At 43.8% G+C, this 15,928-nt stretch carries 9 protein-coding genes and 3 rRNA genes; 1 reads left to right on the top strand and 11 read right to left on the bottom strand.

Annotation, left to right across the window (positions count from 1 at the left end; all coding sequences use genetic code 11):
• Window positions 1–39: 39 nt before the first annotated feature.
• Entirely contained in the window at window positions 40–1,005 is a 966-nt protein-coding gene (locus tag AC0VYO_RS00060) for a YaaC family protein (RefSeq protein WP_430243129.1), read from the top strand.
• Window positions 1,006–1,479: 474 nt separating this feature from the next.
• Here the strand turns inward: AC0VYO_RS00060 and rrf are convergent.
• The 11 genes from rrf to dnaA all read right to left on the bottom strand — a co-directional run bounded on the left by rrf (window position 1,480) and on the right by dnaA (window position 15,928).
• Window positions 1,480–1,596, bottom strand: a 5S ribosomal RNA gene (gene rrf / locus AC0VYO_RS00055).
• 117 nt (window positions 1,597–1,713) lie between these two features.
• Window positions 1,714–4,643 (bottom strand): 23S ribosomal RNA (locus AC0VYO_RS00050).
• A 91-nt stretch (window positions 4,644–4,734) separates the two neighbouring features.
• Entirely contained in the window at window positions 4,735–4,878 is a 144-nt protein-coding gene (locus tag AC0VYO_RS00045; RefSeq protein WP_194219970.1) for a hypothetical protein, read from the bottom strand.
• Window positions 4,879–4,880: 2 nt separating this feature from the next.
• Window positions 4,881–6,432 (bottom strand): 16S ribosomal RNA (locus AC0VYO_RS00040).
• Together the 16S, 23S and 5S rRNA genes form the textbook arrangement of a ribosomal RNA operon.
• 304 nt (window positions 6,433–6,736) lie before the next feature.
• Entirely contained in the window at window positions 6,737–9,298 is a 2,562-nt protein-coding gene (gene gyrA / locus AC0VYO_RS00035; protein WP_283153225.1) for a DNA gyrase subunit A, read from the bottom strand.
• Window positions 9,299–9,407: 109 nt separating this feature from the next.
• A complete protein-coding gene (gene gyrB, locus AC0VYO_RS00030) occupies window positions 9,408–11,336 on the bottom strand; it encodes a DNA topoisomerase (ATP-hydrolyzing) subunit B (RefSeq protein WP_194218135.1) in 1,929 nt (642 codons plus the stop codon).
• Window positions 11,337–11,405: 69 nt separating this feature from the next.
• The gene (gene remB / locus AC0VYO_RS00025; RefSeq protein ID WP_194218136.1) at window positions 11,406–11,684 is read right to left on the bottom strand and encodes an extracellular matrix regulator RemB; all 279 of its coding nucleotides are present in this window, start codon (window positions 11,682–11,684) and stop codon (window positions 11,406–11,408) included.
• 9 nt (window positions 11,685–11,693) lie between these two features.
• Window positions 11,694–12,812 (bottom strand): DNA replication/repair protein RecF, encoded by a 1,119-nt coding sequence (recF, locus tag AC0VYO_RS00020; protein WP_475368270.1) that lies wholly within the window; start codon window positions 12,810–12,812, stop codon window positions 11,694–11,696.
• A gap of 14 nt (window positions 12,813–12,826) precedes the next feature.
• Entirely contained in the window at window positions 12,827–13,039 is a 213-nt protein-coding gene (gene yaaA, locus AC0VYO_RS00015) for a S4 domain-containing protein YaaA (RefSeq protein ID WP_194218138.1), read from the bottom strand.
• 196 nt (window positions 13,040–13,235) lie between these two features.
• Window positions 13,236–14,378, bottom strand: coding sequence for a DNA polymerase III subunit beta (gene dnaN / locus AC0VYO_RS00010; RefSeq protein ID WP_194218139.1), 1,143 nt, complete (start codon window positions 14,376–14,378; stop codon window positions 13,236–13,238).
• 197 nt (window positions 14,379–14,575) lie between these two features.
• Window positions 14,576–15,928: a chromosomal replication initiator protein DnaA gene (gene dnaA, locus AC0VYO_RS00005; RefSeq protein WP_194218140.1), complete on the bottom strand. Its 1,353-nt coding sequence runs from the start codon at window positions 15,926–15,928 to the stop codon at window positions 14,576–14,578.

The raw sequence follows: 15,928 nt of genomic DNA, 5'->3' as shown, positions 1-15,928 counted from the left end.
GATAGAATAAGTTTGAATAATCAAACATGGAGGGCTCCTATGGGATATTCTGGACATTATCATTCAAACAACTTTGCATATCACTCAGCCTCATATGTTCAGCAATATTTAAAGGAATGTTATTCTAACATCGAACTTCCGGATGCCGAACGTAAAAGCTACGATTCCTGTTATCGATTTATGTATTTTATCGAATATGCCGAACGCTATTATCGGCATGCTTCAACTGCCGATGCAGAGCTAAAACCTATCCTTCTTTTTTATGGGATGATTCAACTGTTAAAAGCTTGTCTTATTACAATTGATCCAAATTATCCGGGTGACACACATGTTCTTGCACACGGCGTTACGTCTCGAAAAAGAAAAAAACGCCATTATGCTTTCTTGCAAGATGAAGTAAAAGGTCAAAAAAATGGACTCTTTGAATACTTTTCAAGGAAAATGTTTCATGTGAAACAGGTAGAAGGGGAGAAATATAAAATGGAAGATCTTCTTACCCTTATACCCGAAGTTTGCCCATTATTTGAGAAGCTGACTCGTAAAGTAACGAGCTATAAAATGATTTCTCTTACCTCCACTTCTTTCACTATTCAGGCAAGTATTCTTGATACGTTAAATATGACTGCAGAACGTTTTGAATCCTACCTTCAGCAGCATGGGGATACTTCAATAAAAGTTCTTACTCATAATCGTGATTTCATTACTTTGCAGTTCAAGGAAGACCCCGTCGCAGGTTTACAGAGGCGCCCCTTCCTATATGATAGGAATACTCTTTACCTCCCGGCAGAACGTAGTCAGTACAATCCTATTGCTGAGGTAATGGCTCACTATCTAATTTTATATAACCTCAGTATGATTTGCCGATACGAGACAGAATGGTGGGGAGATCTTTTTCATACTCAGGAGTCATTAGATCTACCTTTTATTCTACAATTTCTTGAAGTAACTTCTGAAAAAATACCGCATTTGCTATATGAGTTTTTAAATAAGAGAGGTAAAAGTTGATCGCAGTACGTTGGTAATGTAAAGGGAGTTGAAACAGGTAGTTCGTATTTATTCGAAGAACGTTGTGGACCTAGGTATTCAGCTAGGTAATACACACCGAAAAAACCATACAAAAAAGCGAGAAACCCTCAGGTCTCTCGCTTCTCCTAGTTGCCCAGCGACGTCCTACTCTTGCAGGGGGAGATCCCCCAACTACCATCGGCGCTCGAGCTTAACTTCCGTGTTCTCATACGGGGCGCGATAAGCGGCGAACTTCTTCGTCAGCTGCGCGATGCCAGATCCTCATGGATCTCTCGAATATCCACTCCGGTCTGACATCACTTGCTTCCTCGAATTTCTTGCTTCTCCCACCCCTACGAAGCTTTCGAAGAAGTTTTTGATTGTCTTTCCTGCAGCTTTTTCTCTTACGAGCTTTCAACATTTTTTGAATACAAAAAAGCGAGAAACCCTCAGGTCTCTCGCTTCTCTTATGTTGCCCAGCGACGTCCTACTCTTGCAGGGGGAGATCCCCCAACTACCATCGGCGCTGAAGAGCTTAACTTCCGTGTTCGGCATGGGAACGGGTGTGACCTCTTCGCCATCATCACTAGACTAACAGGATGTTAGCCGTTCGGTGTTCACCACAGGACGTGGTGGCACTTAATCGAACTTCCTTATTTCAGGTGTTCCCTGAAAACTAGATAGCACTCGCAACGTTTTCCAATATATTCGGTTAAGCCCTCGATCGATTAGTATTCGTCAGCTCCACGTGTTGCCACGCTTCCACCCCGAACCTATCTACCTCATCATCTCTAAGGGATCTTACCAGCTTCATGCTGTGGGAAATCTCATCTCGAGGGGGGCTTCATGCTTAGATGCTTTCAGCACTTATCCCTTCCACACGTAGCTACCCAGCTATGCTCCTGGCGGAACAACTGGTACACCAGCGGTGTGTCCATCCCGGTCCTCTCGTACTAAGGACAGCTCCTCTCAAATTTCCTGCGCCCGCGACGGATAGGGACCGAACTGTCTCACGACGTTCTGAACCCAGCTCGCGTACCGCTTTAATGGGCGAACAGCCCAACCCTTGGGACCTACTTCAGCCCCAGGATGCGATGAGCCGACATCGAGGTGCCAAACCTCCCCGTCGATGTGGACTCTTGGGGGAGATAAGCCTGTTATCCCCAGGGTAGCTTTTATCCGTTGAGCGATGGCCCTTCCATGCGGAACCACCGGATCACTAAGCCCGACTTTCGTCCCTGCTCGACTTGTAGGTCTCGCAGTCAAGCTCCCTTGTGCCTTTACACTCTGCGAATGATTTCCAACCATTCTGAGGGAACCTTTGGGCGCCTCCGTTACACTTTAGGAGGCGACCGCCCCAGTCAAACTGCCCACCTGACACTGTCTCCGCACCGGATCACGGTGCTGGGTTAGAATGTCAGTACAGCCAGGGTAGTATCCCACCGACGCCTCCATCGAACCTGGCGGTCCGACTTCTATGGCTCCTACCTATCCTGTACAAGCTGTACCAAAATCCAATATCAGGCTACAGTAAAGCTCCATGGGGTCTTTCCGTCCTGTCGCGGGTAACCTGCATCTTCACAGGTACTATAATTTCACCGGGTCTCTCGTTGAGACAGTATCCAAGTCGTTGCACCTTTCGTGCGGGTCGGAACTTACCCGACAAGGAATTTCGCTACCTTAGGACCGTTATAGTTACGGCCGCCGTTTACTGGGGCTTCGATTCAGAGCTTCTCCCGTAAGGGATAACCCCTCCTCTTAACCTTCCAGCACCGGGCAGGTGTCAGCCCCTATACTTCGCCTTACGGCTTTGCAGAGACCTGTGTTTTTGCTAAACAGTCGCTTGGATCTTTTCACTGCGGCTCCCCTGGGCTATAAACCCGAGGAAGCACCCCTTCTCCCGAAGTTACGGGGTCATTTTGCCGAGTTCCTTAACGAGAGTTCTCCCGATCGTCTTAGGATCCTCTCCTCGCCTACCTGTGTCGGTTTGCGGTACGGGCACCTTTTTCCTCACTAGAGGCTTTTCTTGGCAGCGTAGAATCAAGGACTTCGGTACTAAATTTCCCTCGCCATCACGACTCAGCCTTCATGGTGAACGGATTTGCCTATTCACCAGCCTAATCGCTTGGACGCGCATTTCCAGCAGCGCGCTCTCCCTATCTTTCTGCGTCCCCCCGTCGTTCAAACGGAAAGGAGGTGGTACAGGAATATCAACCTGTTATCCATCGCCTACGCCTTTCGGCCTCGGCTTAGGTCCCGACTAACCCTGAGCGGACGAGCCTTCCTCAGGAAACCTTGGGCTTTCGACGGACAAGATTCTCACTTGTCTTTCGCTACTCATACCGGCATTCTCACTTCTAAGCGCTCCACCAGTCCTTTCGGTCTGACTTCACAGCCCTTAGAACGCTCTCCTACCATTGTCGTAAGACAATCCACAGCTTCGGTGATACGTTTAGCCCCGGTACATTTTCGGCGCAGCGTCACTCGACCAGTGAGCTATTACGCACTCTTTAAATGATGGCTGCTTCTAAGCCAACATCCTGGTTGTCTAAGCAACGCCACATCCTTTTCCACTTAACGTATACTTTGGGACCTTAGCTGGTGGTCTGGGCTGTTTCCCTCTCGACTACGGATCTTATCACTCGCAGTCTGACTCCCGCGGATAAATCGTTGGCATTCGGAGTTTGACTGGATTCGGTAATCCGGTAAGGACCCCTAGTCCAATCAGTGCTCTACCTCCAAGATTCTTGCCGCGAGGCTAGCCCTAAAGCTATTTCGGAGAGAACCAGCTATCTCCAGGTTCGATTGGCATTTCACCGCTACCCACACCTCATCCCCGCATTTTTCAACATGCGTGGGTTCGGGCCTCCATTCAGTGTTACCTGAACTTCACCCTGGACATGGGTAGATCACCTGGTTTCGGGTCTACGACCACGTACTATTTCGCCCTATTCAGACTCGCTTTCGCTGCGGCTCCGCCTTCTCAGCTTAACCTTGCACGGGATCGTAACTCGCCGGTTCATTCTACAAAAGGCACGCTGTCACCCATTAACGGGCTCCAACTAGTTGTAGGCACACGGTTTCAGGTTCTTTTTCACTCCCCTTCCGGGGTGCTTTTCACCTTTCCCTCACGGTACTGGTTCACTATCGGTCACTAGAGAGTATTTAGCCTTGGGAGATGGTCCTCCCGGATTCCGACGGGGTTTCACGTGTCCCGCCGTACTCAGGATCCGTCTCGGAGGGCATCGGATTTTGACTACAGGATTGTTACCTTCTCTGATGGACCTTTCCAGGTCGCTTCGTCTATCCGTGCCTTTGTAACTCCAAAGAGACGTCCTACAACCCCAGAGGGCAAGCCCTCTGGTTTGGGCTGATTCCGTTTCGCTCGCCGCTACTCAGGAAATCGCGTTTGCTTTCTCTTCCTCCGGGTAATGAGATGTTTCAGTTCCCCGGGTCTGCCTTCCATTCCCTATGTATTCAGAAATGGATACCATCCTATTAAAGATGGTGGGTTCCCCCATTCGGAAATCTCCGGATCAAAGCGTACTTACAGCTCCCCGAAGCATATCGGTGTTCGTCCCGTCCTTCTTAGGCTTCTAGTGCCAAGGCATCCACCGTGCGCCCTTAGTAGCTTAACCTTCGATTTGTTAGGCATTACTGCCATAACGCATCAGTTATTACTAAGTTATTGCATAAAAAATAATTATTGGATGTCGTTGTTTGTGCTATCTAGTTTTCAAGGAACAAGGCTACTACTTGAATCCGCCTAAGCTTCATCACTTCACCTGGTTTGAAAGAATAAATCATTCTTTCAAAACTAAACGAAACGCTCATGTAAGGTTGGTAACGTAAGTTACCTTCGTAATTCTCCATAGAAAGGAGGTGATCCAGCCGCACCTTCCGATACGGCTACCTTGTTACGACTTCACCCCAATCATTTGTCCCACCTTCGGCGGCTGGCTCCATAAAGGTTACCCCACCGACTTCGGGTGTTACAAACTCTCGTGGTGTGACGGGCGGTGTGTACAAGGCCCGGGAACGTATTCACCGCGGCATGCTGATCCGCGATTACTAGCAATTCCGGCTTCATGCAGGCGAGTTGCAGCCTGCAATCCGAACTGAGAACGGCTTTATGGGATTCGCTTCACCTCGCGGTGTTGCTGCCCTTTGTACCGTCCATTGTAGCACGTGTGTAGCCCAGGTCATAAGGGGCATGATGATTTGACGTCATCCCCACCTTCCTCCGGTTTGTCACCGGCAGTCACCTTAGAGTGCCCAACTGAATGCTGGCAACTAAGATCAAGGGTTGCGCTCGTTGCGGGACTTAACCCAACATCTCACGACACGAGCTGACGACAACCATGCACCACCTGTCACTCTGTCCCCCGAAGGGGAACGTCCTGTCTCCAGGATTGTCAGAGGATGTCAAGACCTGGTAAGGTTCTTCGCGTTGCTTCGAATTAAACCACATGCTCCACTGCTTGTGCGGGCCCCCGTCAATTCCTTTGAGTTTCAACCTTGCGGTCGTACTCCCCAGGCGGAGTGCTTAATGTGTTAACTTCAGCACTGAGGGTGGAACCCCCCAACACCTAGCACTCATCGTTTACGGCGTGGACTACCAGGGTATCTAATCCTGTTTGCTCCCCACGCTTTCGCGCCTCAGCGTCAGTTACAGACCAGAGAGCCGCCTTCGCCACTGGTGTTCCTCCACATATCTACGCATTTCACCGCTACACGTGGAATTCCACTCTCCTCTTCTGCACTCAAGTCCTCCAGTTTCCAATGACCCTCCACGGTTGAGCCGTGGGCTTTCACATCAGACTTAAAAGACCGCCTGCGCGCGCTTTACGCCCAATAATTCCGGACAACGCTTGCCACCTACGTATTACCGCGGCTGCTGGCACGTAGTTAGCCGTGGCTTTCTGGTTAGGTACCGTCAAGGTACCGCCCTATTCGAACGGTACTTGTTCTTCCCTAACAACAGAGCTTTACGACCCGAAGGCCTTCGTCACTCACGCGGCGTTGCTCCGTCAGACTTTCGTCCATTGCGGAAGATTCCCTACTGCTGCCTCCCGTAGGAGTCTGGGCCGTGTCTCAGTCCCAGTGTGGCCGATCACCCTCTCAGGTCGGCTACGCATCGTCGCCTTGGTAAGCCATTACCTTACCAACTAGCTAATGCGCCGCGGGCCCATCCTGCAGTGTTAGCTCGAAAGCCAACTTTCAACATTGCACCATGCGGTGCGATGTATTACCCGGTATTAGCTCCGGTTTCCCGGAGTTATCCCAGTCTGCAGGGCAGGTTGCCCACGTGTTACTCACCCGTCCGCCGCTAAGATCAGGGAGCAAGCTCCCATCTCTTCGCTCGACTTGCATGTATTAGGCACGCCGCCAGCGTTCGTCCTGAGCCAGGATCAAACTCTCCGATAGAAAGCTTAATCTAGCTTTAAAACAATGTTTTGTTTCCGTAGAAACAACTACTTACATGGCGTTTCGTTCAGTTTTCAAAGATCGATTTGTTTCTTTCGTTTCCGCCGTTGTTTATCGGCGACTTAAATAATATATCATGTAATGCGTTATCTCGTCAACACTTTTTTATAAGTTTTTTAAAACCAATATTAGAAGGTTTTGGAGACACCGTCAAAGCGACGGAATTACATCTTATCATCTGCTTATCAGTATTGCAATAGAAAAATTAAAAAAAGAAGAGGATTTCTCCTCTTCTTCTAACTTGTTACTCTTCTTCAGGCTTTGAATCATCGTTATCATCATTCTCGATGATCTCTTCAGCATCAACATCAATGATTTCTTCCGCACTTACTTCATTAGTAGGTTCTGTATCTTCGATGTCCTCACCTTCGATACCCTCTTCATTAATCTCTACCTTCGCAACCGTTGCGACAGAGTCACCTTCAGAGATACGGATCAATCTCACACCTTGCGTGTTTCTTCCGGTTTGAGAAATATCCTGTACATCGATACGAATAATGACGCCACTCTCAGTAATAATCATACATTCTTCTTCAAGCGTGACAGTCTTGAGAGCTGTTAACACACCATTACGTTCAGTAAGGTTACACGTCTTGATACCTTTACCGCCTCTTGTTTGCACGCGATACTCTTCAACAGGTGTTCGTTTACCGAATCCTTTATCAGTCACAATAAGTACATCCTGGTTTTCATCTAGAATGCCTATACCGACAACTTGATCGTTCTCCTGAAGGGTGATCCCCTTAACACCAGTAGCTGTTCGCCCCATAGATCTAACGTCTTCTTCATGGAAGCGAATCGCCATTCCTTGTTTCGTTCCCATAATAAGCTCTTTCGATCCATTCGTTAGACGAACGCCCATTAGCTCATCGTCTTCTTTAAAGTTGATGGCAATGAGCCCACCCTTTCGAATATTCGCAAAGGCAGATAATGGAGAGCGTTTAACAACACCCTGCTTCGTCGCAAAGAAAACGAACCAATCATCAACAAACTCTTCTATAGGAATAATTGCAGTGATATATTCATCTTTTTCTATTTGAAGGAGATTAATAATTGGAATCCCTTTCGCCGTTCGACTAAGCTCAGGTACTTCATACCCTTTAAGTCTGTAGACCTTCCCTTTATTCGTAAAGAAAAGAATCGTATTATGCGTCAGAGTAGTGAATAGGTGTTCAACAAAGTCACCATCATTTGTACCCATCCCCTGAATTCCACGACCACCGCGCTTTTGACTACGATACGTATCGATTGGCAGACGCTTTATATACCCTTTATGTGTGAGGGTAATAACAATATTTTGTTTAGGAATTAAATCTTCATCCTCGATCATATCGAAGCCAACCGTTATTTCGGTACGACGTTTGTCTGCGAACCTTTCTTTTACTTCCGCTAGCTCTTCGCGAATGATTTCAAGAACTTTCTCTTCATCAGCAAGGATCGCTTTTAGTTCAGCGATACGCTTCATTAATTCTTGATATTCTGATTCAATTTTATCACGCTCTAGACCAGTTAAACGCTGAAGTCGCATATCAAGGATCGCCTGAGACTGATCATAGCTTAGCGAGAACTTTGTCATAAGGCCTTCTCTAGCAATATCTGTTGTTTCAGAAGCTCGAATTAATTTAATCACTTCATCTAAATGATCAAGTGCAATTCGCAAACCTTCTAATATATGTGCTCTTGCTTCCGCTTTGTTTAGCTCAAACTGCGTTCTTCTTCTAATAACAACCTTTTGATGCTCTAGATAATGCTCAAGACATTCTTTTAGCGTTAATACTTTTGGTTGTCCATCTACTAGAGCAAGGGTGTTAATCCCGAAGCTAGTTTGAAGTGCAGTTTGTTTATATAAGTTATTTAGGAGAACATTCGCATTTGCATCTTTACGCACTTCAATGACAACACGCATTCCTGTGCGGTCAGATTCGTCACGAAGATCTGTGATACCCTCTATCTTTTTATCGCGAACAAGCTCTGCGATTTTTTCGACAAGACGTGCTTTATTAACCTGATAAGGAAGTTCAGATACAATGATCGTCTTTTTACCATTGCTAAATTCTTCGATTTCAGCTTTTGCCCGCTGGATAATTGATCCTCTACCAGTCATATAAGCTTTGCGAATACCCTCACGTCCAAGAATCTCAGCTGCAGTCGGGAAATCTGGTCCTGGAATAAACTCCATTAATTCAGGTATCGAAATCTCTGGATTCTTACTAAGTTCCAAAATCCCTTCAATGACTTCCCCAAGGTTATGCGGTGGTATATTCGTAGCCATTCCTACAGCGATACCTGAAGCTCCGTTTACTAGTAAGTTAGGAAACCTTGCAGGGAGAACAATTGGTTCTTGTTCAGAGCCATCATAGTTGTCCTGGTAGTCTATTGTGTCTTTGTTAATGTCTCGCACCATTTCCATAGCGATTTTAGACATTCTCGCCTCAGTGTAACGCATTGCAGCTGCTGAATCTCCGTCAATAGAACCAAAGTTACCATGGCCATCTATTAACATATTACGATAGCTAAAGTCCTGAGCCATGCGCACCATTGTGTCATATACAGCTGAATCACCGTGTGGATGGTACTTACCAATTACTTCTCCAACAATACGCGCAGACTTCTTGTAAGCTTTATCAGAAGTCATACCCAGGTCATTCATGGCATACAAAATACGGCGATGCACTGGTTTTAAACCATCTCGTACATCAGGAAGAGCTCGACTTACAATAACGCTCATCGCATAATCCATGAAGGAGGTGCGCATTTCCTGACTAATATTTATTTCCTTAACTCTCGATCTTTCCATATCAGACATACGGAAAACCTCCAATTATACTCTTGTTCATCTCATAACATTTAGCTGTATTGCCTTATTAACCCTTGAACAGCAGAAAAGGGGGGGATCCCCCCCTTCAGCTTATTTCTTAAACATCTAGATTCTTTACATAATGGGCGTTGTCTTGAATAAAGTTCCGTCTCGGTTCAACACGATCTCCCATTAACATATCAAAGACTTCATCCGCTTCGATCGCATCTTGTAGTTCAACTTGCAGTACTGTACGAGACTCAGGATCCATCGTTGTTTCCCAAAGCTGAGTTGGATTCATTTCACCTAGACCTTTGTATCGCTGAATACCGGGCTTAGGAGCTTTCGGAATCTCGTTCAAAATAATATCATGCTCGCGGTCATTATAAGCGTAAGTGACTTTTTTTCCTTGTGTAATCTTATAAAGTGGCGGCTGGGCAATGTAAACATAGCCATTTTCAATCAACGGACGCATATAGCGATAGAAAAATGTTAATAGAAGCGTTCGAATGTGGGCTCCATCAACATCCGCATCAGTCATGATAATTAATTTGTGGTAGCGAGCTTTTGATAAATCAAAATCTTCACCTATACCTGTTCCAAGTGCTGTGATAATCGCTCTAATTTCGTTATTTGATAGTATTTTATCTAAACGTGCTTTCTCGACGTTCAGAATTTTACCTTTTAGAGGCAATATTGCTTGGAAATGACGATCACGTCCCTGTTTAGCTGATCCACCCGCTGAGTCACCCTCAACAATATAGAGTTCAGAAATAGAAGCATCTTTAGATGAGCAATCAGCTAATTTACCTGGGAGAGCGCTCACTTCAAGAGCACCTTTCCTTCTTGTTAACTCTCGTGCTTTCTTTGCTGCAGCACGAGCGCGTGAGGCCATAAGACCTTTCTCAACTATTTGCTTAGCAACGAGGGGATTTTCAAAAAGGAATGTAGAGAACTTTTCTCCAAAAATAGACTCGGTAATTGTACGAGCTTCTGCATTTCCAAGCTTTGTTTTCGTCTGACCTTCGAATTGAGGATCAGGGTGTTTAATTGAAATGATTGCAGTTAATCCTTCTCGTACATCATCCCCTGTTAAGTTAGGGTCCGTTTCACGGAATAAACTATTTTTTCGTGCATAGTCATTAATAACGCGAGTAAGGGCTGTTTTAAAACCGTATTCATGACTCCCACCCTCATGCGTATTGATGTTATTGGCAAATGAGTAGATATTACTCGCAAAACCATCATTGTATTGAACAGCGATCTCGACAGAAATCCCTTCACGTTCACCTTCTACAAAGATTGGTTCTTCGTGGAGCGCTTCACGTGAACGATTTAAATGTTCAACGTATGATTTAATACCACCCTCGTAATGATATTCATTACGCTTTGTTTCTTCAGGACGCTTGTCTTGCGCAACAATTTTAATTCCGCGATTTAGAAAAGCAAGTTCTCTTAGACGGTGAGCAAGAATATCAAATTCATATTCTATTGTTTCCGTAAAAATTTCGGTATCAGGGATGAAGTGAATAGTTGTCCCCGTTACATCACTATCACCAATAACCTTAAGATCTTCATCAGGTACACCGCGTGTATAGCTTTGGTAATAAACTTTGCCTTCACGTTCTACCGTAATTTCAAGTTTAGACGACAAAGCATTTACAACTGATGCCCCTACACCGTGCAGTCCACCGGACACTTTATATCCACCGCCGCCAAACTTACCACCGGCATGCAGCACAGTCATAATAACTTCGACTGCAGGGCGGCCCATTTTCTCTTGAATACCGACCGGAATGCCTCGTCCGTTATCCTCTACTTTAATGCTATTGTCTTTTTCAATACTAACTGTAATTTGCGAACAGTACCCTGCAAGAGCTTCATCGATACTGTTATCAACAATTTCCCAAACAAGATGGTGGAGTCCTCTGCTACTTGTGGAACCAATGTACATCCCTGGGCGTTTTCGAACAGCCTCAAGTCCCTCAAGGACCTGAATCTGACTTTCATCATAACTTTCTTTATTAGACTGTTGCTCTAATGTCATATTGTTCACCTACATTTCTCTATCAAAGATAGACTCAATTAAGCTTGCTGATTGACAGCCAACCTGGTTTTAAGATGATTCTCCATTCGATGTTACTTCTACACTATCCGATACTGTGTAAGCACGTCTTTTTAGTGTAAGTGAAGATAAAGGGGACAGATAGACCGTATCAGTTGTGATAACGATTGATTTCGTTAAATCACCACCAATATCTTCTACTAGCTTATCTTTTTGATGGCGGTGCAAGAATTCATTCGTAATCTCCGCTTCCTCCATAACTTGCCAATCAAAGATGCCAACAACATCTCTCGATTGAACAACTACGTCCTCTCCTAAGTGTATAAACACCACTTCACCTCATTTCACCTTTTCGATTAGTCCATCTTGGACTTGAAAAGTCGTCGCTTTCTCAAGCGTTTCATGATGGATGCCTTCGACGCTAGTCGTTGTGACAAACGTCTGGACCTTCCCCTGAATTGTATTTAAAAGATGAGACTGCCTGTAATCATCTAACTCCGACAGAACATCATCGAGCAGAAGTAAAGGATATTCGCCTACTTCACTATGAATCAATTCAATTTCAGCAAGTTTTAGTGATAAAGCCGTGGTACGCTGTTGCCCTTGAGATCCATAAGTTTGAACGTCTTTTCCATTTACAAAAAACGACAAATCATCTCTATGGGGGCCCGCTAGCGTAACACCACGCTCAACTTCTCTCTCTTTAATTTTATCAAACTTTTGCTTATATCCATCTACTATTTTCGACAAATCGGTTGGTTCTGATACCTCTACAGTTGGATTATAGTGAATTTCAAATTTTTCTAGCCCTCTACTAATTCCATAATGAATTGGTTCAGCCCATTGTTGAAGGAGTTGAACAAATCGAACTCGACGTATATAAATATTCGCAGCAGCTTCAATTAATTGTTCGGTCAAGATATCCAACATTACATAATCGGGGTTTTTTTGATATCGCAAGGTCTTTAACAAGCTGTTACGCTGCTGAAGAAGCTTCAGATATCGACCAAGATAATAGAGATAGACTGGTTGTACCTGGCCAATTTCAATATCGATGAATCTTCTGCGAACGCCAGGATTGCCTTTAACCAGATTGAGATCCTCTGGTGCAAACATGACAACATTCAGTGCACCAATGTAGTTGCTCAGTTTCTGCTGTTCCAATTGATTTAGTTTGGCTTTCTTACCTTTTTGGGAAATAACCAGTTGGAGGGAGAGGGGACCATTTCGTTTTTCTATTCTACCTTCTATTTTAGCATATTCCTCGTCCCAATTGATTAATTCTTTATCTCTTGGTGTACGATGGGATCTCGCCATAGCTAGTACATAGATAGCTTCCATGATGTTTGTTTTCCCCTGAGCATTTTCACCGAGAAAAACGTTCACGTTATTTTCAAACTGCAGTTCTTGCTTCGTGTAATTTCGATAATTCGTTACTTTCAATGTGTTTAGATGCAACGGGAAACCCCCATTCAGCTAGATACAACAAACTCCCCGACTCCAGGAATCATCACTTTATCCTGATTGTAGAGTTTTCTGCCACGTCGGTCATCTAATTCTCCGTTTACATAGACCTCGTACTCTGACAGAAACCACTTTGCCATTCCGCCTGTATTAATCACTCCAGCTTCTTGAAGAAGTTGGCCAAGAGTGATGTATTCTTTAATTAATTTGATTTCATTCATCTTCGTTCACCTCATTTTCCTTCTACTCCATTCAACGATGACGAGTTTGAAGGATGACAATAGTTTATTATAACTCTTTTTTAACTAAAACGCATGACTTATAGAGTGGAAATTTCACAATGGCAAAAAAAAAGAGAAAGCCGCTGGAAGAATTCTTCTCAGCAGCTCAATATTTTTGCATGAATTTTAACTAAAATTAATAAGTTCGTACCGGTAGAATTAACTGCATAATAGCAGCTCCTTCAATAGGCTTGATTAAGAATGGACGCATCGCACCAGTAAAGCTAATATTCACTTCATTGGAATCCATCGATCTCAACGCATCCATCATGTATTTAGCACTAAAAGAAATCTTAAGCTCTTCTCCATCAAAGAATTGAGATTGTACCTGTTCAATAACTTTACCGATTTCAGGAGAGTTTGAGGAAATTTCTAACGTTGATTCCTCTATGCTTGCGAGCTTGACTACGTTATTCCTTCCTTCTCGTGCAAGAACTGAAGCTCGATCAATTGCTTGTAATAGTTCTTTTGCTGATACCGTTACGTTTGTTTTACTTTCGTTAGGTATAAGTCGACTTGTATCAGGATAATTTCCGTCAAGAAGTCTTGAGAAAAAGAGAATGTGATTTGATTTAAATAGAATTTGATTCTCTGTAACCGTAATATCTACAAGTTCTTCGTTATCATCAATAATTTTAGAAAGTTCACTTAAACTCTTTCCTGGGATAACGACATTTGAGAATGAAAGGTCATTACCATTAGGTTCAACCTGCACTGTTCTGAGAGCAAGTCGGTGACTATCTGTCGCAGTACAGTTTAATTCGCTATTCTCAAGCTTCCAGTTTACACCTGTCAACACCGGTCTAGTTTCTGAAGTAGAAACAGCAAATACCGTTTGTCTAATAATGTTTTTTAGGAGATCTGCTTGAATTTGAAATCCTTCTTTGGATTCTACTTCTGGTAGACGTGGATATTCTTCAGGATCTAGACCGTTAAGGTTAAACTCTGAAGATCCAGAACGGATTCTCGTTGTTAAGCTATCGTGAACTTCAATTTCTACTTGATCACCTGGTAGTTTTTTAACGATATCAGAGAAGAAACGTGCTTGAAGAACAATACTTCCCATCTGAGAGATTTCAACAATTTGTTTATCATTTTCCTCTGCGGGAATGAAACATTCGATTGAAATATCTGAGTCAGAGCCTGTTAATGTTACACCTTCATCGCTTGCCACGATTTTAATACCAGTCAGTATCGGTATCGTTGTTCTTGAAGATACTGCTTTCATGACATCAGATACGCTTGATACTAGATAATCTCTCTCGATTTTGAAACGCATAATTTACCTCCTAAATAAATGACCCTGATTATATATTTATTACTTAAAAAAAGTCGTAGTCTTACTAGTAGGGGCTGTGAATGTGTGGATAAGTGTTATTGAACCTATATCACGTAAGTTATCCACCTGTGGATAGTGTGTTAGTAACTCTGGATAATTGTACACACTCTATCAACTAATATCCACAAAAAAGGTAACTATCCATTTTTCAGCTGCTCTACTATATCTTGCAGTTTCTTCTGAAATGCTTGATCAGAATCCACTAGTTTTGAAATCTTCTCATGAGCGTGGATCACAGTTGTGTGATCTCGGCCTCCAAATTCTTCCCCAATCTTCGGAAGAGAAAAATCGGTCAGTTCTCTTGATAGATACATCGCAATTTGACGTGGGAAAGCGACTGATTTCGTTCTCTTTTTAGCCGCAAAGTCTTCTAGTTTTACTGAGAAGTGATCACCTATAACATTTTGAATATCATGGATGGTGATGACTCTAGGTTTTGATGATGGAATAATATTTTTTAGAGCTTCAGCTGCTAAGTCCGCATTCATGTCTTGATTAATTAGTGAAGAATAGGCCACCACTCGAATAAGAGCACCTTCTAGTTCACGAATGTTCGTATCAATTTGGTTAGCGATATAGAGCATCACTTCATTTGGGATATCTAGACCTTCAGCTTTCGCTTTCTTTCTAAGAATCGCAATCCTTGTTTCAAGATCAGGAGGCGTAATATCAGTAATTAATCCCCATTCGAAACGTGATCGTAGCCTGTCCTCTAGCGTTGGTATTTCCTTAGGTGGTCGATCACTTGAAATCACAATTTGCTTACTTTCTTCATGAAGCGCATTAAATGTGTGGAAGAATTCCTCTTGGGTTTGTTCTTTACCAGCTAGAAATTGAATATCATCAATCAGTAGTACGTCTACATTTCGATATTTATTGCGAAAATTAACGGTCTTGTTATCGCGAATGGAGTTAATAAACTCATTAGTAAACTTCTCGGATGATAAATACACCACTTTTGCATTCGGATTATGCTCAATGACATAGTGACCAATTGCATGCATCAAGTGTGTTTTTCCTAGGCCAACCCCCCCGTAAATAAATAAAGGATTATAAGCTTTAGCTGGCGCTTCAGCCACTGCCAGGGAAGCTGCATGAGCAAAACGGTTCCCCGATCCAATAACGAAAGTATCAAACGTATATTTGGAATTTAGCACGCTCTGCGGATGTTCTTCCTGAGCGGGATTTGCTTTTGGTTTTTTCTTCATAGATTGTTCAAGATCCAAATCAGTATCGGACTGATTCTGGGGAATAATGAACTTTGCTTTGAGTTCACTGCCTGTTAGCTCAAGTAACGTTTCCGTTATTAAACTTGAGTATCTAGATTCGAGCCAGTCTCTAGCGAACTCGTTGGGGGCAGTAATAATAATGGTGTCGCCTTCCATTCTGTTAGCAGAAGTGGACTTTAACCAGGTTTCGAAACTCGGCTTACTTAATTTTTTTTCGATTTCGGATAATGCCTGTTGCCAGAGATCCGTGATGTTATCCAA

Source organism: Anaerobacillus sp. 63XJN7_4_ISO-PGPR-S23-413 (genome assembly GCF_056173725.1).
The sequence above is the reverse complement of the archived record's forward strand: the minus strand, read 5'-3'. Positions and strand labels throughout refer to the sequence as shown.

Excerpts from the sequence above, each read along its gene's own strand:
- AC0VYO_RS00060 (WP_430243129.1), top strand. The coding sequence starts at position 40 with ATGGGATATTCTGGACATTATCATTCAAACAACTTTGCATATCACTCA.
- AC0VYO_RS00045 (WP_194219970.1), bottom strand. The coding sequence starts at position 4,878 with ATGGAGAATTACGAAGGTAACTTACGTTACCAACCTTACATGAGCGTT.
- gyrA (WP_283153225.1), bottom strand. The coding sequence starts at position 9,298 with ATGTCTGATATGGAAAGATCGAGAGTTAAGGAAATAAATATTAGTCAG.
- gyrB (WP_194218135.1), bottom strand. The coding sequence starts at position 11,336 with ATGACATTAGAGCAACAGTCTAATAAAGAAAGTTATGATGAAAGTCAG.
- yaaA (WP_194218138.1), bottom strand. The coding sequence starts at position 13,039 with ATGAATGAAATCAAATTAATTAAAGAATACATCACTCTTGGCCAACTT.
- dnaN (WP_194218139.1), bottom strand. The coding sequence starts at position 14,378 with ATGCGTTTCAAAATCGAGAGAGATTATCTAGTATCAAGCGTATCTGAT.